This window comes from Candidatus Profftella armatura (Diaphorina cf. continua) (genome assembly GCF_016593155.1).
GTDB classification, from domain to species: domain Bacteria; phylum Pseudomonadota; class Gammaproteobacteria; order Burkholderiales; family Burkholderiaceae; genus Profftella; species Profftella armatura_A.
Map to the genome: position 1 here is coordinate 176,356 of NZ_AP023215.1, position 23,693 is coordinate 200,048.

At 22.5% G+C, this 23,693-nt stretch carries 18 protein-coding genes, 2 tRNA genes and 1 pseudogene; 14 read left to right on the plus strand and 7 right to left on the minus strand.

What is annotated here, in order from left to right; genetic code table 11:
• Positions 1-148: 148 nt before the first annotated feature.
• Positions 149-1,225 carry an ACP S-malonyltransferase gene (fabD, locus tag JIC14_RS00750; protein ID WP_201329897.1) on the plus strand — a complete coding sequence of 359 codons (1,077 nt, stop codon included), beginning with the start codon at positions 149-151 and terminating at the stop codon, positions 1,223-1,225.
• Between the two features lie 422 nt (positions 1,226-1,647).
• Here fabD and thyA read toward each other — a convergent pair whose 3' ends face one another.
• The gene (gene thyA, locus JIC14_RS00755; RefSeq protein ID WP_201329898.1) at positions 1,648-2,442 is read right to left on the minus strand and encodes a thymidylate synthase; all 795 of its coding nucleotides are present in this window, start codon (positions 2,440-2,442) and stop codon (positions 1,648-1,650) included.
• Between the two features lie 99 nt (positions 2,443-2,541).
• Entirely contained in the window at positions 2,542-3,633 is a 1,092-nt protein-coding gene (gene ychF / locus JIC14_RS00760; RefSeq protein WP_201329899.1) for a redox-regulated ATPase YchF, read from the minus strand.
• Positions 3,634-3,782: 149 nt separating this feature from the next.
• On the opposite strand from ychF, the gene JIC14_RS00765 reads away from it, so the two are divergent.
• Genes JIC14_RS00765 through JIC14_RS00775 form a run of 3 tightly spaced genes read left to right on the plus strand, consistent with a single transcriptional unit; the run spans position 3,783 to position 5,394 of the window.
• On the plus strand, positions 3,783-4,022 hold the full coding sequence (locus JIC14_RS00765; RefSeq protein ID WP_201329900.1) for a BolA family protein: 240 nt from the start codon (positions 3,783-3,785) through the stop codon (positions 4,020-4,022).
• Between the two features lie 58 nt (positions 4,023-4,080).
• The gene (locus JIC14_RS00770) at positions 4,081-4,926 is read left to right on the plus strand and encodes a bifunctional 5,10-methylenetetrahydrofolate dehydrogenase/5,10-methenyltetrahydrofolate cyclohydrolase (RefSeq protein WP_201329901.1); all 846 of its coding nucleotides are present in this window, start codon (positions 4,081-4,083) and stop codon (positions 4,924-4,926) included.
• A gap of 33 nt (positions 4,927-4,959) precedes the next feature.
• Entirely contained in the window at positions 4,960-5,394 is a 435-nt protein-coding gene (locus JIC14_RS00775; RefSeq protein ID WP_201329902.1) for a DNA polymerase III subunit chi, read from the plus strand.
• An 18-nt stretch (positions 5,395-5,412) separates the two neighbouring features.
• On the opposite strand, the gene JIC14_RS00780 is transcribed toward JIC14_RS00775, so the two are convergent.
• Positions 5,413-6,027: a LysE family translocator gene (locus tag JIC14_RS00780; protein WP_201329903.1), complete on the minus strand. Its 615-nt coding sequence runs from the start codon at positions 6,025-6,027 to the stop codon at positions 5,413-5,415.
• Between the two features lie 160 nt (positions 6,028-6,187).
• Positions 6,188-7,894: pseudogene (gene metG / locus JIC14_RS00785) on the minus strand (methionine--tRNA ligase); the annotation flags it as partial.
• 368 nt (positions 7,895-8,262) lie between these two features.
• On the opposite strand from metG, the gene gltX reads away from it, so the two are divergent.
• From gltX to mnmA, 4 genes are all read left to right on the plus strand, one after another.
• On the plus strand, positions 8,263-9,678 hold the full coding sequence (gene gltX / locus JIC14_RS00790; RefSeq protein WP_201329905.1) for a glutamate--tRNA ligase: 1,416 nt from the start codon (positions 8,263-8,265) through the stop codon (positions 9,676-9,678).
• A 121-nt stretch (positions 9,679-9,799) separates the two neighbouring features.
• A tRNA-Glu gene (locus JIC14_RS00795) sits at positions 9,800-9,872 on the plus strand.
• 105 nt (positions 9,873-9,977) lie between these two features.
• The gene (gene secA / locus JIC14_RS00800) at positions 9,978-12,503 is read left to right on the plus strand and encodes a preprotein translocase subunit SecA (RefSeq protein ID WP_201329906.1); all 2,526 of its coding nucleotides are present in this window, start codon (positions 9,978-9,980) and stop codon (positions 12,501-12,503) included.
• A 95-nt stretch (positions 12,504-12,598) separates the two neighbouring features.
• On the plus strand, positions 12,599-13,702 hold the full coding sequence (gene mnmA / locus JIC14_RS00805) for a tRNA 2-thiouridine(34) synthase MnmA (RefSeq protein WP_201329907.1): 1,104 nt from the start codon (positions 12,599-12,601) through the stop codon (positions 13,700-13,702).
• A gap of 1,011 nt (positions 13,703-14,713) precedes the next feature.
• On the opposite strand, the gene JIC14_RS00810 is transcribed toward mnmA, so the two are convergent.
• Both JIC14_RS00810 and htpG read right to left on the minus strand, forming a co-directional pair.
• Entirely contained in the window at positions 14,714-14,899 is a 186-nt protein-coding gene (locus JIC14_RS00810; RefSeq protein ID WP_201329908.1) for a hypothetical protein, read from the minus strand.
• A 1,288-nt stretch (positions 14,900-16,187) separates the two neighbouring features.
• A complete protein-coding gene (htpG, locus tag JIC14_RS00815; protein WP_201329909.1) occupies positions 16,188-18,116 on the minus strand; it encodes a molecular chaperone HtpG in 1,929 nt (642 codons plus the stop codon).
• A gap of 263 nt (positions 18,117-18,379) precedes the next feature.
• On the opposite strand from htpG, the gene JIC14_RS00820 reads away from it, so the two are divergent.
• A tRNA-Arg gene (locus JIC14_RS00820) sits at positions 18,380-18,452 on the plus strand.
• Between the two features lie 96 nt (positions 18,453-18,548).
• Here JIC14_RS00820 and rpsT read toward each other — a convergent pair.
• Complete coding sequence (gene rpsT / locus JIC14_RS00825) at positions 18,549-18,821, minus strand: 30S ribosomal protein S20 (RefSeq protein ID WP_201329910.1); 273 nt, start codon at positions 18,819-18,821, stop codon at positions 18,549-18,551.
• A 224-nt stretch (positions 18,822-19,045) separates the two neighbouring features.
• Here rpsT and murJ point away from each other — a divergent pair, with 224 nt between their 5' ends.
• From murJ to JIC14_RS00850, 5 genes are all read left to right on the plus strand, one after another.
• Positions 19,046-20,614, plus strand: coding sequence for a murein biosynthesis integral membrane protein MurJ (gene murJ / locus JIC14_RS00830; protein ID WP_201329911.1), 1,569 nt, complete (start codon positions 19,046-19,048; stop codon positions 20,612-20,614).
• Positions 20,615-20,704: 90 nt separating this feature from the next.
• Complete coding sequence (gene rsmH / locus JIC14_RS00835; protein WP_201329912.1) at positions 20,705-21,649, plus strand: 16S rRNA (cytosine(1402)-N(4))-methyltransferase RsmH; 945 nt, start codon at positions 20,705-20,707, stop codon at positions 21,647-21,649.
• A gap of 58 nt (positions 21,650-21,707) precedes the next feature.
• A complete protein-coding gene (locus JIC14_RS00840; RefSeq protein ID WP_201329913.1) occupies positions 21,708-22,559 on the plus strand; it encodes a methyltransferase domain-containing protein in 852 nt (283 codons plus the stop codon).
• A gap of 5 nt (positions 22,560-22,564) precedes the next feature.
• Positions 22,565-22,927, plus strand: a complete 363-nt coding sequence (locus JIC14_RS00845; RefSeq protein ID WP_201329914.1) for an HIT domain-containing protein — start codon at positions 22,565-22,567, stop codon at positions 22,925-22,927.
• Entirely contained in the window at positions 22,917-23,690 is a 774-nt protein-coding gene (locus JIC14_RS00850; RefSeq protein ID WP_201329915.1) for a Nif3-like dinuclear metal center hexameric protein, read from the plus strand. Before JIC14_RS00845 ends, JIC14_RS00850 begins: the two co-directional genes overlap by 11 nt.
• Positions 23,691-23,693: the final 3 nt, after the last annotated feature.

Genomic DNA, 23,693 nt, shown 5'->3' on the forward strand with positions numbered 1-23,693 from the left:
TATATCCTCAACTAAATAATATAAAAAAATAACTATCTTTTCACTTTTATAATATAATATTTCAAATAAATTTTTTTATATAATATTGAAAAAAATATTTTATACTTATTAAAAATAATTTTCTTAAAATAAAATAGGTAAATAAAAAATGAAAACATATCTTTTTCCTGGGCAAGGCTCCCAATATGTCGGTATGGGACAACTTTTATTTGATAAATTTCCTGATATTATAGAAAGATCAAATAATATCCTTGGATACTCTATTAAAGAGTTATGTTTAAAAAATTCACAAAATCAATTAAATAAAACAGAATATACTCAACCCGCACTTTATATAGTTAATGCATTATCTTATAGAGATCATATCAAAAATACCGGTGAATATTCAGATTTTTTAGTAGGACATAGTTTAGGAGAGTATAATGCACTAGAAAGTGCTGGTGTATTTTCTTTCGAAGATGGATTACGTCTAGTTCAAAAAAGAAGTGAATTAATGAGTCAAGTTTCAGAAGGTGCTATGGCAGCTATAATTGGAATTAATGCCAATGAAATTTCGAATATTCTAAAAAAAAATAATTTAAATACAATCGATATTGCTAATTATAATACATTAAATCAAACTATTATTTCAGGACCAAAAAATGATATTAATAATGCACAAATTTTTTTTGAAAAAAATAATGCAATATATATACCATTAAATGTTAGCGGACCATTTCATTCACGATATATGAAACCTATATATAAAAAATTTAATAATTTTTTATTAGATTTTGTTTTTCATTCTCCAAATATCCCAGTTATTTCTAATTTTGACGCACTACCTTATTCTACAGAAAAAATTACACAAAATCTATCCAATCAGTTAATAAATCCAGTAAAATGGTTTGATAGTATATATTATCTACTAAATAAAAATAAAAATAAAATGGAATTTATAGAAATTGGTCCTGGAAAGGTATTAACTAAATTCATAGAAAATATTCAAAATGAATACAATAAAAATTGTATTATTAAAAATAATATTTCAGAACAATCACAAGAAAAAAAAATTGAAGAATGGAATAATAAATATCCAATTAAAACAAAAGTTAAAGTAAAAGGTTATAAAGATATATTAATTACTAAAACTAAAGCTATGATTCTTTTTGAAAATAAAGCGGTTATTTATATTGAAGGCTATAATGGTTATTTTCTCCTAGATGAAGTTAAACCAATACAATAAAATTATTATTTTCATATCTTATTTTATTCATTTCATGTAAGAAAAATAATAGTAAATTTCATAAAATTAAATTTCAATAATTAACATTTTAAAAATAAAATCTTTTAAAATTTAATTTAAATGCAGAACAAATATTTTTTATAAATTAATTTAACCATAAAATGAATCAATTATAATTCTATAAAAAATTTTAAATTATTTAATAAATTATAAAATCCATTCTTTTTAAGATAATTTTAAAAATTATCAATTTAAATATAATTTTTTTAAAATTTTTAAATACAAAATTCCAATTAACAATATCTAGAAAATTTTCTATATTTATATTTAAAAAAATTTATATAAAGATTAAATATTAATTTATAAACTACAAAACAATAATTAAAATCATAAATAAAAAAAATAACAAAGAAAAAATAAAATTAAACTGCTATAGGCGCATAAATAGATTCCTGTGGATTATAAGAATGAATTCGAAAATCTTCAAAATTATAATTCAATGATGATTTTGGTTTACATAAAATAGTTAAATTAGGTAATGATCCTGGTACTCGTAATAACTGTTTACAAGCTTGCTTCAGATGATTTAAATATAAATGACAATCACCTCCAGTCCATATAAAATCACCAACCTTTAATCCTGTTTCATGTGCTATTATATGAATTAATAACGAATATGAAGCAATATTAAATGGTAATCCTAAAAAAATATCTGCACTACGTTGATATAGTTGGCAAGATAATTTATTATTCGCCACGTAAAATTGAAATAATATATGACAAGGAGGTAATTTCATTTTATATATATCAGAAACATTCCAAGCTGAAACAATAATTCTACGAGAATTAGGATCGGTTTTAATTTGTTTTATAACTTCTGAAAGTTGATCAATATATTTTCCTTTTGAAGTTGGCCAAGATCTCCATTGATAACCATAAATAGGTCCTAAATTACCATTTTCATCGGCCCATTTATCCCATATTTTTATATTATTTTTTTTTAAAAAATTAATATTAGTAGATCCAGATAAAAACCAAATTAATTCGTATATAATAGATTTAACATGAAGTTTTTTTGTCGTTAACAATGGAAAACCTTTTTGTAAATTAAATCGCATTTGATAACCAAAAATTGATAACGTTCCTACACCAGTTCGATCTATTTTTTTAATTCCAGAATTATACACATGACGCATAAAATTGAGATATTGATACATTTTAAGAAATATTAATTAAAAATAAAAATTTAATTTTACTTATATAGTATTTATATAGTATATATTATACCATCTAGCATTGTTCGAATAATTTATTAACTAAATATTAAAAAGAAAATTTAATATATCCCCATCTTTAACAAGATACTCCTTTCCTTCTGATCGAATTTTTCCAGCATTTTTACAACCTTGTTCTCCTTTATAAAATAAAAAATCTTTATAAGAAATAGTTAATGCTCTAATAAAACCACGCTTTATATCAGTATGAATAATTCCGGAGGCTTGTTCTGCCGTCGCACCAACCGGTATAGTCCATGCTCGCACTTCTTTTTTTCCAACTGTAAAATAAGTCTGCAAACCAAGTAAAGAAAAACTAGTGCGAATTAAATCATTTAATTTTGTTTCTTTTAAACCTAAATAATTTAAAAAAAATTTCTTATCTATATTATTAAAGCCAGAAATTTCTTCCTCTAATTTTGCGCAAATAATAATTATTGGTATATCTTGATTATGAGCGTATATCTTTAATTGATCTAATAAAAAATTATTTTTAAAACCATTTTCCTTTACATTTGCAACAAATATAATTGGTTTAATAGTAAGTAAATTTAAGAACTTAATTAACATTAATTCTTCATTATTAAGTGACATTAATCGAATTGGTATAGATTTATTTAAATTAAAAATAATTCGCTCTAATAATTTAAGTAATCTAATTGAATGTTCATTTTTTAAAAAAACTTTTTTATTTCCTTTATTAAGATATCTCTCAAGTACATCTAAATCAGATAAAATTAATTCTGTTTGAATTACTTCAGCGTCATTAATTGGATTAATTTTTCCGGATACATGAGTGATTTTATTATCCTTAAAACACCGAATTACATTAATAATAATATTTGTTTTTCGAATATGTGCTAAAAATTTATTTCCCAAACCTTCTCCTTTTGATGCCCCGGAAACTAAACCCGCAATATCAACTAATTCAATTACAGCTGGAAGAATTTTTTTTGATTTAACAATATCATTTAAATATTTTAATCTTTTATCCGGAACTTTTATAATACCAACATTAGGCTCAATAGTGCAAAATGGATAATTTTCAGCAGAAATCTTTAATTTTGTTAACGCATTAAAAAGAGTAGATTTTCCAACATTTGGTAACCCAATTAAACCGCATTTTAGATTCATTATTTAAAATCACTTATAAAAATTTAACTTTAATTATTTATGATATATAATTATTTTATAATTTACAAAAAATATTATTGATATATTTTTTATAAAATTTATAATATTTTTATGTCCTCTATTTTTATAAAAATTTTTTTTAAAAAATTATGTATATAAAATCAGAATTTATAAAAAATTATATTTCTTCTTCTTTAAATTGTCTGTATATTGATGTTCAAAGTAAAAATAAACATTTTAAAATTACAGTAGTATCTTCTATATTTTTAAATAAAAATTATGTTGAACGTCATAAAATAATTTATTCATTATTAAATAAATATATTACAGAAAATAAAATACATGCATTATCTATTAAAACATTTACGCCAGAAGAATTTAAAAATTAATATTAAAATTAATTATTTTTTAAAGAATATTTTTTTCAAATGATATACATCATATTCTATGATAGCTAAAATTATTGATGGAAAAAAAATAGCTAAAAATTATTTTTTAAATATTACACAACGTGTACATAAATTAATTTCGATTGGTAAAAGACCTGGATTAGCAATGATTTTAGTTGGAAAAAATTTGTCCAGTAAAATTTATATAAAAAATAAAATAAATGCCTGTAAAAAAACAGGTATATATTCTATTTGTAAAAAATATGATTCCAATATTAGTGAATCAGAATTAATACATAATATTAATATTTTAAATGAAAATACAATAATTCATGGAATACTGGTACAATTACCGTTACCAAAACACATTAATACAATTAAAGTAATTGAGTCAATTTCTAGCAATAAAGATGTTGATGGTTATTCAATAATTAATTCCGGGAAATTAATGTCTGGTTTACCTGGATTTCGTCCATGCACGTCTTATGGTTGTATGAAAATGATTAAAAGTACAGGTATCAATATAAATGGTAAACATGCAGTAATTATTGGACGTAGTAATATTGTAGGAAAACCGATGGCATTATTATTATTAAAAGCTAATGCAACTGTTACAATTTGCCATAGCAAAACCAAAAATATTAAAAATTATACAAAACAAGCAGATATTATAATAACAGCCACCGGAAAACCAAACATTATTACCGGAAATATGATTAAAATAGGAGCAATAGTCATTGACGTGGGTATAAATAGAGATATTGATAATAAAATACATGGAGATGTTGATTTTTCTAGTACTTTACCAATCGCAGGATTTATTTCTCCTGTACCTGGTGGAGTTGGTCCTATGACAATTGCCATGCTTCTTATTAATACAGTGGAATCCGCTGAAAAATCTTAAAAATTACACTTAATATAACTTAAATCATCTAATATGACTAATATTTATTTTCATAGTAATATCAGTAATAAACTAATTTATACATGTAAATTAATACAAGAATTAATAAAAAAAAATAACATTATTTTATTAAATAAAAACTTTAAACAACAAAAAGAATTTGATATAGCATTATGGAATTTTTCAATAACAGATTTTTTACCTCACGTAAACATTAAAAACATATACGCAAATATCACTCCAATTGTTTTAATTACGGAAATGGATATAAAAAATAACAATATATTTCCACACTATGATACGCTTATTAATGCATCTAACGTAATACCAAAAAATTTTACCAATTTCAAAAAAATATTTGAAATTATATCCACTAATGAAATTGATAAAATTTTTGGTCGTAATCGTTATCGTTTTTATAAAAATAATGGATATTTTTTAAACCACTTTAAAAATAATATAAATTAAATTCTTTAATTAAAAGTATCACAAAAAACAAATGCTAATAGCAATAAACAAAAAAAAGATAGAAGATATTCTGTTTTGTATTTTAATATTTCTTGATTTTTGAAAAAACGGTCTCAAATAACTAGATGCAATAGCAAACAATAGCATAACACTTGCATCTATCATAGTCATTGTTAATGACATAATAATTATTTGTGGACCCATAGGATAAATTGGAGTAAGACAGGATGGTAAGGTTGCAATAAGACAAGTAATAGCCTTTATATTAGTAATTGTTGTAAAAAAACCACGTATAAAACTTTTTTTTTTACTAATAGTTTCGCGCATATAAGTAGAATCTTTTGTATTAATAGAAGATGCGCGCCACATTTGCCACGAGGTATAAATTAACCATGTTACTCCCAATATCTTAATAAGAATTAATATAGCACTTGATGATAACAATAATTCAGCCCCCTCAGATATAGCTAATATAATTAATGATAAAGCTATTTCCTGTCCAATGATTAACGATAATGTTTTTTTCCATCCATATCTTAAAGCATGATTTATTGTTAAAATATTTCCTGGACCAGGAGAAATGGCGGTAATAATAGAAAATACAAAAAAAGAAATCCATGTTTTAAATATCATATTTAACTATTAGCTCATAAAATGATTGATATATTTTGTTTAACTATTTTAACTTTATTAAATAATTTAAGTACATTATAAGCCAATTTAATAAATATATAAAATATATCTATTTTTATTTAAATAATAATAAAATTTTTTAAATATTTTTATTTTTTAATAAATTATCAATAATATTTGTATCCACTCGTGTCATTAAATGCTTATACTTATTGATTTTATGATTTTTCGTTAAAGGTGTAAAAATATTAATCCACTGTAATGGTGAAATATTTAAAAATTCTTCTACTGACTGAGCTAAATTTGGTAAAACCGGTTTTAAATAAATTGTTAAAATACGAAATGCTTCTAATAAACGACTAGAAACTTTATGCAACTTTTCATGATATATATTATTTTTAGCTAATTCCCATGGTTTATTTTTATCAAAAAAAACATTAATAAAATTAGCTTGCTCTATAACTATATATAATACTTTATTAAACTCTCTATTTTCGTAATATTTTTGAATACTTAAGCCAACAATACGTAATTTTGATAAAAAAATATCATTATTTTTAACCCATTTCATATTAAGATATCCTTTAAAATATTTTTCTATAAAACTGGCTGATCTACTGGCAATATTAATATATTTTCCAATTAAATCTGAATTAACACATGAAATAAAATTTTGAGAATTAAAATTAATATCCTCAATTTTATTATTTAATTTACTAGCAATATAATAACGCAACCACTCTGGATTCATACCAATTTTTAAATAATATAATGGAGAAATTCCAATTTTATTAGATTTAGACATTTTTTTACCATTAATAGTCATAAATCCATGTACAAAAATATTATTTGGTATTTTACGACCAGAAAATTTTAATATTGCTGGCCAAAATAAAATATGAAAATAAAAAATATCTTTTCCAATGAAATGATATTGTTCCGTTTCTGGAGAAGAAATAAACTCATTAAAATTTCGTAATTCATTATATTTTTTTTTAGGACCACCTTTTTCAAAATAATTTTTTAAAGACGCTAAATAACCTATAGGCGCATCTAACCAAACATAAAAATATTTTTCTGATGTATTAGGTATTTTTATACCAAAATAAGGTGCATCTCTACTTATATCCCAATCATTAAGTTTATTATCTTTTTCTAACCATTCTTTAATTTTATTAACTATTTCTGGTTGTAATCTTTTATCATTTATTGCCCATTGACGTAAAAAATTTACACAACGCTTATCGGATAATTTAAAAAAAAAATGTTTCGATGATTTTATAATGGGTTTTGCCCCCGATAATACTGAATATGAATTAATAAGTTTAGTAGGTGTATAAACTGAACCACAACATTCACAAAAGTCTCCGTATTGATCTTTTGCGTTGCATATTGGGCATTCACCTTTAATATATCGATCTGATAAAAAAATATTTTTTATTGGATCAAAAAACTGATTAATTTTTTTATCTATGATTAATTTAGCTTTATTATATAAATCACTGTAAATTTCCTGAACTAAATTAATATTTTCAATACTATCTGTAGAATACCAATTATCAAATTTAATATAAAATCCATCTAAATATTTTTTTCTATTAGATGAAATATTATTAATAAATTCTTTAGGTGTCATACCTACTCTTTCAGCAGCAATCATAATTGCTGCTCCGTGCGCATCATCAGCGCAAATAAAATATACTTGTCTTGATTGACCGTTATCTTGCTGCATACACTGAAAACGCACCCATATATCAGCTTGAATATATTCCATGATATGCCCAATATGTAATTCACCATTAGCGTAAGGTAAAGCAGTGGTAACAAAAATTTTACGAGCACCTTTACTACTATTGTATTTTTTCATAAAATATTTTTATAAAATTTAAATAATAAATTATATGATAAAATGTCTTTAATTGTTAAAATTTAATTATTAAATTTTATGCATAATAATCAATAATTTTAAATTATTTAATAATTGATAGTAAATAAAAAAAATATTTTAAAAAAATTAACTAACGAAAATTATATGAATATTAATAACATTAAATAACATTAATTCTCATAATTTTATCATAAATTTTGATATATTTTTTATAAAATTCTTATTAAAATCATTAATTAATATAAATTTATTATACATTTATAATTAATACATATTAATCAAAAAGTTTAATACTTATTAAAATTATTTAAAAAACATTTTTATTAATTTTTAAAAATTACTTTCATATGACTATTGTTCGTACTCGTTTTGCTCCTAGTCCAACTGGCAATTTCCATATTGGAGGAATAAGAACTGCTTTATTTTCCTGGGCATATGCCCGACATTTTAATGGAATTTTTATACTCAGAATTGAAGATACAGATATTAATCGTTCTACATTAAGTGCAACACAAGCAATAATCAATGGCATGAAATGGTTAGGATTAAATTATGATGAAGGACCATTTTATCAAACTAAACGCATAAATCGCTATTTTGAAATTATCAATAATTTATTATCTAGTGGTTTTGCATATTATTGCTATTCTTCTATAGAAGAAATAGAATTATTACGTAAAAAACAACGATCTTCTGGAGAAAAACCTCGTTATAATAGAATTTGGAGACCAGAACCAGGTAAAATTTTACCATCTATTCCTATTAATCGTAAACCTGTAATACGATTTAAAAATCCTTTATACGGTGATACTACCTGGAATGATCTTATTAAAGGAAAAATAACTATTTCTAATAAAGAATTAGATGATTTAGTAATTGTTAGATCAGATGGTATACCAACTTATAATTTTTGTGCTGCAATTGATGATTGGGATATGAAAATTACTCATGTAATTAGAGGAGATGATCATATTAATAATACACCACGTCAAATTAATATATTAAAAGCACTTAGAGTCACATTACCATTTTATGGTCATTTACCAATGATTATTGACTCAAATAAAATAAAAATTTCAAAAAGAAAAGAAGCCGCTGATATAATGTATTATAAAAAAAAAGGGTTTTTACCTGAGGCAATTCTAAATTATTTAGCAAGACTGGGGTGGAGTCATGGAAATGCAGAAACATTTTCAATAAAACAATTTTGCTATTGGTTTAGTGATTTTAAACATTTATCAAAATCTCCGGCACAATTTAATTTAAAAAAATTAGAATGGTTAAATAATTTTTATATTAAGTCTTATGATGATCAAAAACTTTTGAGTCTTATTCAACCAATTATAAAGAAAAGAAAAAATATAAAATATAATACTTTAAATTTATTAAAAATAATATCTTTATTTAAAAACAGAATAACCACATTAACAGAACTAGCGGACATAATAATAATATTTTATTCTACCCCAAAATTACATACTGAATTATTAAAAAAATATATAACAGATATAATAAAATTAGCATTAGTAGAATGTATATTGCAATTTTCTAATATTACATGGGAAAAACAAATACTAAATATAACTCTAAAAAAGATATTAGAAAAATTTAAATTAAATATGCCGCAATTGGCAATGCCATTAAGAATTATTCTATTAAACAAATTACAAACACCTTCCATTGATCTAATTTTATCTTTATTTAATCGTAATATAGTACTAGATCGTATTAAAAATGCTATTAAAAGTTTAAATAATATTTAATAATAAAAACTTACATATTTAACAAATAAATGCTAAAATATTTTTTATATAATTTAAAAAAATAATTTCATAAATTTTTATTTTTTATAAATTATAAGGTAAAATATTTTTATAAAACAATGTCCCCATCGTCTAGAGGACTAGGACATCACTCTTTCACGGTGAGTACAGGGGTTCAAATCCCCTTGGGGACAATTTTAAATACACTAAAATCAAAATATATAAAACTATAAAATAGTTTTATTAAAATTAAATATTTACTTAAAAAATTTATTTATAAAATTTTTTGGAATTTAGGTATGTCATTTTTGACTAAAATTTTTGGTAGTCGCAATCAAAGACTTCTTAAAGAATATCAAAAAATAGTACAAAAAATTAATGAATTAGAATCGGTAATTCAAAAACTTTCTAATGAAGAATTACAAAATCAAACATTAAAATTAAAACAATCTATAAACTCCGGAGAAACATTAGACTCCATTCTTCCAAAAGCATTTTCAGTATGCCGAGAAGCTAGTAAACGTATCTTAAAAATGCGTCATTTTGATGTGCAACTAATTGGTGGAATTGCATTACATTATGGTAAAATATCTGAAATGCAAACTGGAGAAGGAAAAACATTAGTAGCAACTTTAGCTGCTTACTTAAATTCTTTATCTGGACAAGGTGTGCACATAGTTACAATTAGCGATTATCTAGCTAAAAGAGACGCAGAATGGATGAGTGTTTTATATAATTGGTTAGGACTAAGTATTGGAATTAATTCATCAGAAATATCACATGATTTAAAAAAAAAAGCTTATGCAGCTGATATTACATATGGTACTAATAATGAATTTGGATTTGATTATTTACGCGATAATATGATTTTTAATACAAACAATCGCGTACAAAGAAAATTAAATTTTGCTATTTTAGATGAAATAGATTCAATTTTAATTGATGAGGCCAGAACTCCTTTAATTATTTCTGGAGAAATTAAAAATAATGATCCCTATCTTTATAAAATAATGAATTCTATTCCAAAATTATTAGTACCCAAAATTAATACAAAAAGTATAAAAAAAGAAAATATTAAATATACCGAAGAATATACCGGGGATTATGTTATAGATAATGAAACAAATCAAGTTTTTTTAACTGAAACTGGTTATGAAAAATCTGAAAATATTTTAATTAAAATGGGTTTGTTAAATAAAAATAAATCATTATATGATACTAAAAATTCTTTTCTTGTTTATCATATATATGCAGCATTACGCGCACATATTTTATATCATAAAAATAAACACTATGTAATAAAAAATAATGAAATTGTAATTGTTGATGAATTTACTGGTCGCTTAATGAAGACACGACGTTGGTCAGAGGGCCTGCATCAAGCGCTTGAAGCTAAGGAGTATCTTAAAATTCAAAACGAAAATCAAACACTTGCTTCAATTACATTTCAAAATTATTTCCGTATGTATAAAAAATTATCCGGAATGACCGGAACTGCTGATACAGAGGCATATGAATTTCAAGAAATTTATAAATTAGAAACAATTATTATTCCGCCTAATAAAATTAGTAAAAGAAAAGATTTACAAGATAAAATTTATAAAACTATCAAAGAAAAATATCAAGCCATATTAATAGATATAAAAAATTGCTATATAAAAGAACAGCCAGTATTAGTAGGAACAACATCAATAGAAAATTCTGAATTACTTTCCGATATATTAAAAAAAAATAATTTACCCCATAGTGTTTTAAACGCAAAAAAACATAAACTTGAAGCCCAGATTATTTCACAGGCAGGTCGACCTAAAATGATTACTATTGCCACCAACATGGCTGGACGAGGTACTGATATCATATTAGGTGGAAATATTGCTAATCAAATTAAAATTATTAAAAAAAATATTTTTTCTAAGATTAAAAAAAAAAATAAAATTAAAAAATTAAACAATGAATGGAGATTATTACATGATAAGGTAATTTCCGTCGGGGGGCTTCATATTATTGGAACAGAACGTCATGAATCGCGCAGAATAGATAATCAACTACGTGGGCGCTCCGGAAGACAAGGAGATCCCGGATCATCTAGATTTTATCTTTCTTTAGATGATTTTTTATTAAAATTTTTTTCTAGTGATCGTATAAAAATTATTATGGAAAAATTAAAAATTCCAGAAGGAAAATCTATTGAATCTAATTTTACATCTCGTTTAATAGAATCTGCGCAACGAAAAGTAGAATTAAGAAATTTTAATATTCGAAAACAATTATTAGAATATGACGATATTTCTAATGATCAACGTAAAATTATTTATCAAGAACGAAGTAAATTACTTGAATCAAAAAATATATCAGAAATAATAAAAATATTACGTTATAATGTATTAATAAAATTATTTTATAAACATATTTCATTAAAAAAAATAGATAAAGAATGGGATATTATTGGTTTAGAGCTAATACTCAAAAAAGAATTTAAATTAAATATCTCATTTAAAATAATTTTTAAAAAAAAATATAATTTCACAATAAAAGATTTTTTTATAAAAATTTTATATATTTTTGATACAAAATATAAAAATAAAGTTAATATCTTAAATAATAAAAATTTTTTAAATTTTGAACGTGATATTATTTTACAATCTATTGATAAGTATTGGAGAAAGCATTTATTGTCTTTAAATCAATTGCGTCAAGGAATTCATTTAAGAAGTTATGCTCAAAAGGATCCAAAACAAGAATATAAAAGAGAATCTTTTAAATTATTTCATAGAACGCTTGATTTAATTAAGTACGAAGCAATTAAAAAAATAATAACTATTTAAAACTAAAAATATTAATTTACTCACAATAAAAATAATGCTAATAATTTTTAAAAATTAATCATAAAAAATAATTTTTGTAATTTAATTTTTATAATATGTTTAAAAAAAAAGTTGTTGTAGGTATGTCTGGTGGAGTTGATTCTTCTGTTTCTTCTTGGTTATTAAAACAACAAGGATACAAAGTTATTGGTTTATTTATGAAAAATTGGGAAGATAACGACTCAATAAATTGTACTTCACGTCAAGATTGGATTGATGCAGTTAGTGCTGCCGATATAATTGGAATAGATATTGAAATAGTGAATTTTTCATCAGAATATAAAAAACGTGTTTTTTCTAATTTTTTATATGAATATAAAGCTGGGCGCACCCCAAACCCAGATATATTTTGCAATTCAGAAATAAAATTTAAAGTTTTTTTAGATTACGCAATGCGTTATTTAAATGCTGATTTAATTGCAACCGGACATTACGCTCAAATAAAAAAAAATAATAATGGTAAATTTCAATTATTAAAGGCATTTGATCTTAGTAAAGATCAAAGTTATTTTTTGTATCGTTTAAATCAAAACCAATTAGCACATACTTTGTTTCCCTTAGGAAAAATTAAAAAAAGTCATGTAAGAAAAATTGCTATAAATTTAAAATTATCTAACGCAATGAAAAAAGATTCCTTTGGAATTTGTTTTATTGGTGAAAAATTTTTTAGAAATTGGTTAAGTAAATATATAAATTATAAACCCGGACCAATTAAAACAATAGATGGAAAAATTATTGGAAAACATATTGGATTATGTTTTTATACTATAGGACAACGAAAAGGAATTGGATTAGGGGGGATAAAATCTTATCAAAATAATTCTGGAAAAAGTAAACCCTGGTATGTTGTGCATAAAGATATTATTAGCAATACTTTATACGTACTACAAGATCGCAATCATCCTTATTTATTTAGCTCTATTTTATTAGCAGAAAAAATTACTTGGATACATAAGGAACCTCCAAATAATTTTTTATTAAATGCTAAAATTCGATATAATCATAAAGATACTGATTGTTTTTTATATAAAAATTTTAAAAAAAACAGTTTTATTTTAAAATTTAATACACCTCAATGGGCAATTACTCCTGGTCAATCTGTTGTATTATATAATAATAATATTTGTATTGGAGGAGGAATTATAAAAAAATCTTATTAAAAAATTAAATATCATTTAAAATAACCTTATAAAAAAAATTTTGATATTATTTTTTAATAATGATTCTCAAGCAACACAACGTGATATAACATAAGCACATCAAGGAAAGAAATGAATCTTCTTAATTAATATGAGTTATTTTAAAAATAAAATATTAGTAGATTAAGATTCAATAATTCATTATAAATACATAATTAACATTCTATCAGAAATATAACGATATACTAAGATCATAACTAATTTAGTACTTTAATGCTTCATAGAATACTAAAAATTATAGTTTTAAAAACTAAACGATTTTGCAATTTCAATTTACACTCTTTTCCCCAAAAAAAAGTTGATATGAAAAACATTGTAATATTTTATTATCATTCAATCCAACATATTTTAATAATTCAATAATATATTTTTTTTCTGACTTAATATAACTAAACTATAAGTCACTAGGAGGCTTCTCTAATAATTTTTTTTACATAAAATATGAATTTAATACACCCTATAGATAAATTAGATAATAATTAAGGGCACTTAATAAAGAAATTTTTTATTTTTATAATTAGTGTAAAGAAAAAATAAATCCATAGATATATGGAATATTTTATTTTATCGGACTCAATAATACTACCGAAATAATAACATATTGTATTCTATACATTAATTAGAAACTATATATAAACATGTGTAATTCAAATTAAAGCGATATTTAATTTATTACAAATTTTTTCATTTTATAAATAATTTACTTGTATTGTGACATCTAATACAATTATTGGTTCATCACAAATAATTATATCTGATAAATTTAATAATACTATTGCAATTAAAATTCTCTCTTTGACTCACACTCCTTAACAAGTTGATGTAGGTAAGAATAAAGTCTTTTTTTTGAGGAAGTAATACCAACTTAATAAAAATTTTTTTGGAAATATCAAACGTAGTGGAACGACTAATATTATTCTAATAATATTGTTTCAATTATTTGAGTATCTATTCTTAACACTCGATTAAAAATTATCCATTAGATCTTAAAAAAATAATTACTATATAATTTCTAAAAATATAACACATTCTTTTTTTAGATAAATTAAATAAATCTTCACCATTAAATAAAATTTTACCTTCCACTATTTGATATAAATTATCAATTAATATCATTAAATATCCAGTTATGGATTTATTAGATCCAAATTTTCCCATTAAATCATAATTTTACAAATTTTAATGTAAAATATATTTTATTTACCATTTTAATTAAACTATTACGAGATAAAAATGTATTTTAAATTTTAAGTCATTAATATAGATTTTTTTCATATTATGAATTTTTAAGATAAGAATTAAGTATATCTCGAAACCTATCTATAATTAAACTAATAGAAATTATTATAAAAAATAAAACTAATCCAATAATAACGCTAAAAATACCAAAAATCATTGATAAGGTCAGATTTAATAATTTAAACTTCTAAACCAAGAAAAAATAAAGTAGATTCCAAAGAAATTTCTGAAGAAATTTATAAAGTAAAAAAAAATTATTAATGGAGAAATACAATTAGGTAAAAGATAAAAAACATATTATTCGTTGTAATACTGATAAAATAATCCTAAAATTAATCTAATAATTAATGCAGCACAAATTCTATTTAAACTCACTATATAACTTTTTTATAATAAATGAACGTAAATATCAATAATAAAATAAATTATATCAATCAATAAATTTATTATAAAAAATATTAATAAAATAAACATTAAAAATGAAACAATACCAATAAATCAAGAACGAAAATAGAATCAATTAATAGTTTACTAATACCAAGACAATCACAAAAAATAGATAATAATAGTAATATAATGAAATATTAATTATTATTGTAATTAATATAAATACTTAAGTCTATATAAGGTTAAAAATCAAAATAAAATATTAAAATTAAGCCCGTTTCCAAAAACTGAAAATATTATAATAATTTTACAATTATATTTTTAAGATTTAATTCAGATAATAAACCAAAGGGAAAATCAAATATTATAAATAAAAATATCGTTGTAATTGTTAATTACTGATTATATAAAATTAATTTTATTTAAAGAATACGTAAGAATTTTTCTTATTACCATTTATAAATATTTTTAAAAATATTAAAAAATATTAAATATTGTTCACATAATTTTTTTAAAACTAAATAATTCAATAATTTTATTTTTTTTATTTGTGAAACATCTAAACTAATTAAAGTATCAATTTTAATAAAATAAAAATACTCTGAAAAATTCTTTTTGGAAATAAAAATTAACATACTCGTATTATTATTAATAAAATTTAATTTTAAATAAAAATTTCTATTTTTATATTAATATTGAAAATTATACATTTTTTGAATAATTATTTTTATTATTATTAAATTTTTAAAATTTAATAAGGCGCCGTCTTATTAAGCGCCTTATACTTATACTTATATTAATAGCATGTTGAATAGTATAATTATTTTGTTAATAACATTTCATTAAGTCTTCTTACAAAATCCATTGGATCATTTAAAATACCATTTTCTGCTAATAAAGCTTGATCAAATAAAATATGCGACCAATTATGAATTTTATCATGATTTAATTGAATACGTTGTATTAAAGCATGATTAGGATTAATTTCTAAAATTGGTTTTGAATTAGGGGTCTCTTGACCAGCGACTTTTAACATACGAATCATATTTCCAGAAGGTTCATTTTCATCTACAACTAAACACGCCGGAGAATCAGTTAAACGATATGTAACACGCACATCTTTAGCTTTTTCAGATAATATTTTCTTCATTTCTTCAATAAGATTTTGAAATTTAACTTCAGTTTCCTTTTGTTGCTTTTTATCTGATTCATTTTCTAAATTTCCAAGATCAAGATTACCTTTTGTAATTGATACTAATTCTTTATTTTCAAATTTTGGTATAAATGATAACATCCATTCATCAACACGATCTGTTAACAATAATACTTCAATAGATTTTTTCTGAAATATTTCTAAATGTGGACTATTTTTTACGGATTTATAATTTTCTCCTGTAATATAATATATTTTACTTTGCCCTTCTTTCATCCGTTTTATATACTCCATAAAAGAAACATTTTGAATATCACTATCATTATTTGTTGATGCAAATCGCAAAAGTTTAGATATTCGTTCTTTATTATTACTATCTTCTCCAATACCTTCTTTAATTACTTGACCAAATTCTTTCCAAAAATTAGCATATTTTATTATTTTTTCTTTATCACTGCTAGTTGATAAGTCTTCTAAAATATTTAATATACGTTTAGCAGAACTTTCTCGAATAACTTTAATATCACGTGATTCCTGCAAAATTTCTCGTGAAACATTTAATGGTAAATTATTAGAATCTATTACACCTTTTACAAAACGCAAATAAGTTGGTAATAATTGTTCAGCATCATCCATAATAAATACACGTTTAACATATAATTTAATGCCATTACGCTTATTTCTATCCCATAAATCATATGGAGCTCGACTTGGAATATATAATAACTGTATATATTCATTACGACCTTCAACATGATTATGAGTATAAATTAAAGGCTTCTCAAAATCATGTGATATATGTTTATAAAATTCTATGTATTGTTCATCTGTAATTTCAGATTTTCTTCTAGCCCATAAAGCATTAGCTTGATTAATAACCTCAAATTCATTATCACTAATGATAGTTTCCTTTTTTTCTTCATCCCAAGTTTCTTTATACATTTTTATTGGAAATGAAATATGATCTGAATATTTTCTAATAATTGATTTTAATTTCCATGAAGATAAATATTCTTCTTCTTTTGAACGTAAATAAAGAGTAATATCAGTCCCTCTATTTTTTTTTGTTATAGTTTCTATAGTAAAATTTCCAGAACCTTCAGATTCCCAGAGCACTCCCTCTGTAATAGGGCTATTAACATGACGACTTTTAACTATAATTTTTTTAGAAACAATAAAAGCTGAATAAAACCCTACTCCGAACTGCCCAATTAAAAAAGCATCTTTTTTTTGATCACCAGATAATTTTGAAAAAAACTCTTGTGTTCCTGATTTTGCAATAGTTCCTAAATTCGTAATTATATCATTACGATTCATCCCAATTCCATTATCAGAAATATTAATAGTTCTCTTGTCTTTATCAAAAGTAATAATAATTTCTAAATCAGTATTATCAATTGATATAACCTTATTATTAACTAACTCAAAACGAAACTTGTCTAACGCATCTGACGCATTAGAAATTAATTCTCGTAAAAAAATTTCTTTATTAGAATATAAAGAATGAATCATTAATTGAAGTAATTGCTTTACTTCTGCTTGAAATCCTAAGGTTTGTTTTTTTTTTATAATTGATTCTTGTTCAAAATTTTTCATTTTTATTCCCGAAAAATTATATAAAATAAATTTAAATTTAGTATTTATTAAAATTTTAAAAACTATTTTTAAAATATATATTATTTCTTTAAAAAAATAAATAAAAATTAAGTATTATTTATGTAAAAAATATTTTTTATATTTAATTCTTATAATTTTATCTCTAATAAGAAATTATTTCTACAACATTAAATATTATTAAAATTTTTATCATACTTTTCAAAAGTATTTATTAATGATAGAATTAATAATAATTTTTTTAGGCCTACGTAGCTCAGTGGATAGAGCAATCCTCTCCTAAGGGATGTGTCATACGTTCGACTCGTATCGTGGGCATTTCACTTTTAAAGTTAATATATTTAATAAAAAATAAAATTTTTTATTTATAAAAATTACAATAATTATAAAAATTTATATAATAAAAATAATTTTTTAAGAAATAAAATTTAATTCTTTAATAACTTTATATAATTTTCTTTTTTGGCGAGCTGCTTTATTTTTATGAATTATTTTTTTATTAGCAATAATATCAATTTTTGATATCGCTTTTTTATAAAAAATTAATGTAATTTCTTTATTTCCGCTTGCGATAGATTTTCGTACACTTTTTATAGCAGTTCGATAAGAAGAGCGTTGACTAGAATTATGAATATTTTTTTTTATTGATTGACGTACACGTTTTTTTGATTGTAAGGTATTTGCCATAATTATCCTAATAAAATATTAAAAAATAAAAATTAAAAAAATTATATATTAAATAATTATAAAATTATTAATACGTATTTTTTGTTTTAAAAAGAATAATCATCAAATATGCTAGTATAATTAATTCTAATTTAGAAATTATTTTATTTATAATAAAAACTCTTTAATTAAATACATTTTTAATTAATTTAAAATGGAAAATTATAATTATTAATAGGATTTATATGAGTTTACATAAAACCTTTATTACCATATCTAGTATAACATTATTTTCTCGTATTACAGGATTATTTCGTGAAATATTATTTGCTCGCGTATTTGGTGCATCAATATATACTGATGCTTTTAATATAGCTTTTCGTATTCCAAATTTATTACGAAGATTATTTGCTGAAGGCGCATTTTCACAAGCATTTGTACCAATTTTAACTGAATATAAAAATAAAAAAGGTGATGTTGCTACTAAAAAACTAATTGATCATGTTGCCACTGTACTAATTTGGTTTATGTTTTTTATTTGTATTATTGGTATTATTATAGCTCCAATTATTGTTTATTTAGTTGCCACAGGTTTTATTGATAACTATAAAATATTCAGCATTACCGTATCATTAACAAGAATAATGTTTCCATATGTTGGTTTTATGGCATTTATAACGCTAACAAGTAGTATTCTTAACATTTGGTCTCAATTTAAAATACCAGCTTTTACGCCTATATTATTAAATATTTCATGTATCTCGATTTTATTATTAATTTCCTTTCTTATAAAACAATCAATTTATTTTATGGCATTTGCTGTAATATTGGGTGGTTTATTACAAATTATCATACAAATTCCTTCATTAATTAAAATTGGAATGTTTCCTAATATTAAATTAAATCCAAGTCATGGATTTAAAAATATTGCTGTACGTCGTATTTTAAAAAAAATGGGCCCCTCAATATTCTCTGTATTTGCCGCACAAATTAGTTTAATGCTTAATACTAATATTGCCTCTAAAATGAAAGATGGAAGTCTTTCTTGTTTATCATATGCAGATCGTTTAATGGAATTTCCAACTGCTTTACTTGGTGTAACATTCAATACTATTTTATTACCTAATCTTTCAAAAGCTAGAATTGAAAGTAATATAGAGGAATATTCCGCAATATTAGATTGGAGTTTACGATTAACTTTTTTATTGGCAGCGCCATGCTCTATTATTTTAATAACATTATCATCAGCTTTAACAGCTACTATATTCAATTATGGAAAATTTAATTCTGAATCAGTGATAATGACTAGTAATGCATTAATAGCCTATGGTATTGGATTAATTGGCTTAGTAATGGTCAAAATATTAACTCCAGGTTTTTATGCTATACAAGATATTAAAACTCCTATTATAATTATGATTAGTGTTTTAATTATTATTCAATTAATGAATTATTTACTTGTTCCAATTTTTGCTCATGCAGGATTAGCTTTATCAATAGGATTAGGAGCATGTTTACATGCTAGCTTCCTTTATTGGAATTTACGTCGTAAACGTGTATACATTCCATGTATTGGATGGGGTATTTTTTTTATAAGATTAATAATAGCCTTATTATTATTAATAATAATTTCATTATGGGGGAATTCTTATTTTAATTGGGTAGAAATGCGAGCTCATCCTATATTTAGAATTGTAGCTTTATTATTAATTCTTTCTTTTTGTGGAATAACTTATTTTTTTTCTTTAAGAATTATGGGGTTTCGTTTTAAAGAATTTAGATACGTTAAAAATTTAATAGATAAAGAAATATAAATTTTAAAATAATAATTTTTATATTAAATTAATAATTTTATATTAAAATATATAAATTATTGAAAAAATTTTATAAACTTATAAATTTAAATGTTACAAAAAACAAAAAACCAAAAACATAAAACAGTTTTTTTAAATGAAGCAATAAATTGGTTAAATATTAAAAATGAACGCATTAATGGTATTTACATAGATGCTACATTTGGGCAAGGGGGGCATTCTTATAAAATTCTTGAACGCTTGGGAAAAAGGGGGCGTTTAATAGCTATTGATAAAGATATAGAATCTGTTGCTTTAGGAAATAAAATTACTGATTCTCGTTTTTCAATTATACATAATTGTTTTACTAAATTAGATATAATTTTAAAAAAATATAATATTCAAAAAATAGATGGAATATTATTTGATTTAGGTATTTCATCTAATCAAATTAATAATGCATTACGCGGATTTAGTTTTTTATTAGACGGACCATTAGATATGAGAATGGATATTACATGCGGTATATCAGCCTCAAAATGGCTAGCTAATGCAACGGAATTTAATATTAAAAAAGTAATACGAGATTATGGAGAAGAACGATTTGCCACAAAAATTGCAAAAAAAATTGTTCATTATCGATCTATTACTCCTATTACAAGAACAAAACAATTAGTTGAAATTATATTAAAATCTACTAGAAATAACAAAAAATACAAAAATCCAGCAACCAGAACATTTCAGGCTATACGAATTTATATTAATCAAGAACTAAAAAATCTTTTAATAGCCTTAAAAATGGGATTTAAAAAATTAAATAAAAAAGGACGAATTGTAGTAATTAGTTTTCATTCTTTAGAGGATAGAATTGTTAAAAATTTTATAAATTTAAATATTAAAATTCCTTACATAGATCGTCGTTTACCTATCTATAATTATTTATTTAAACCAAAAATGAAATTTTTGGCGCGTTGTAAACCAAGTAATCTTGAAATTGAAAAAAATTTTAGTGCACGCTCCGCGATCATGCGAGTTTTTGAAAAAATATCTTTATAAAATAAGTAAAACTTAATACTTTTAATATTAATGATAAAATTATTATATTAAACTGATTATGTATAAATTATTTAAACAATTAAAAATATGCTCTAAATCATTATTTTTAAGGCGTGAAATTGCCTTAAGAATGCACGAAAAATTAGATTTAATTAAATTAAAACCAAAAAATATTCTAGATGCTGGTTGCGGCGAAGGATTTGATATTTTTTTACTAAAAAAACGTTTTATAAATTCTAATATTATAGGACTAGATAAATCTATACAAATGTTAAAATTATCTAAAAAAAATATTATTAATAACTCAATTTTAAAAAAATTACCATATCATTCATTTTTTATAAAAAATTTCTTAAAAAAATTTTTTGATATTTATTTAGTTACCGGAAATTTTTTAAAATCACCATTTTATTCTAATATTTTTAATATTATTTGGTGTAATTTAGCTATATTTTGGAATCCTCAATTAAAAAAAATTTTTTATGAATGGTTTCGGTTAACAAAAAATAATGGTTTAATTATATTTTCTTGTTTTGGTTTAAGTACATTAAAAGAATTAAATTCTATTATTTTAAAAACAAAATTAAAATCTAATATATCACCATTATTACCATTAATGGATATGCATAATTTAGGAAATATTCTTATAGATATAGGTTTTATAGATCCTATTATTGATATAGAAAAAATTACAATTACTTATACTTCTCCTGAAAAAATGTTAAAAGATATTCAATCATTAGGAGGAAATTTATTTAAAATATATAACAAAAATTTTTTTGAAAAAAAATTTTATCATAAAATGATTAAAAAATTATTAATAAAATATTTAAATATTAATAAAAAAATTTCATTAACATACGAAATAATATTTATTCATGCTTTTAAACCAAAAAAAATAAAAAAATAATTTCTATGAATAACTGCATTTTTTGTAAAATAGTTCAAAATCATATTTCTTCTAATTCTTTATATGAGGATAAAGAAATAAAAATAATTAAAGATATTTATCCAATAGCACCAATACATTTTTTAATTATCCCAAAAAAACACATAGAAACATTAACAAATTGTAATAATAAACATATTATGTTACTTGGAAAAATGATTCTTTTAGCTTCGGATATGGCAAATAAATATGGATTTGAATATAAAATTTCTTCTAAGGGAGATAGAATTGGTGGATATAAAGTTATTTGCAATACCGGGCCAAATGCTGGTCAAGAAATATATCATTTACATTTTCATATATTAAGCACATTTAAACATGATAAATAGAGATATATTAACTAAATTTTTAGAAAAAAAACTAAATATTAAAAAATATGAAGACTATTGCCCAAATGGTTTACAGGTTGAAGGTCGCTCAAAGATAAATGTTATTATCACTGGCGTTACAGCCAGTCTAGATTTAATAAAAACAGCAGTTGATATGAAGGCAGATGCAATTTTAGTGCATCATGGATATTTTTGGAGGGGAGAGGATTTTAACGTTATAGGTATCAATAAAAAAAGATTAGAACAATTAATAATGAATAAAATAAACTTATACGTTTATCATTTACCATTAGATATGCATCCTAGATTAGGAAATAATGCACAATTAGCAAAAATTTTAAATTTTTCTTGCACAAGAAGATTTTCTAAAAATAATATAGGCTGGATAGGAAAAATTATAAATTTTAAAAAATATAATTTTCAAGAAATTATAACCATAAAAGACTTATTCAATCATATTACAAGAAAAATAGGACGAAAACCAATAGTTATTGGAAATTTAGATAAAAAAATAGATGAAATTGGATGGTGTACTGGAGCAGCTCAAAATTTATTAATAGACGCAATTAATGCAGGAGTTAGCGCTTATATTAGTGGAGAAATTTCCGAATCAACTGTATATACCTCCCGTGAAAGTGGTGTTGCTTATTTTGCTGCCGGACACCACGCAACAGAAAGATATGGAATTAAGGCTTTGGGAGAATATTTAGAAAAAAAATTTAAAATAAATAATTATTTTATCGATATTGATAACATAATTTAGTTT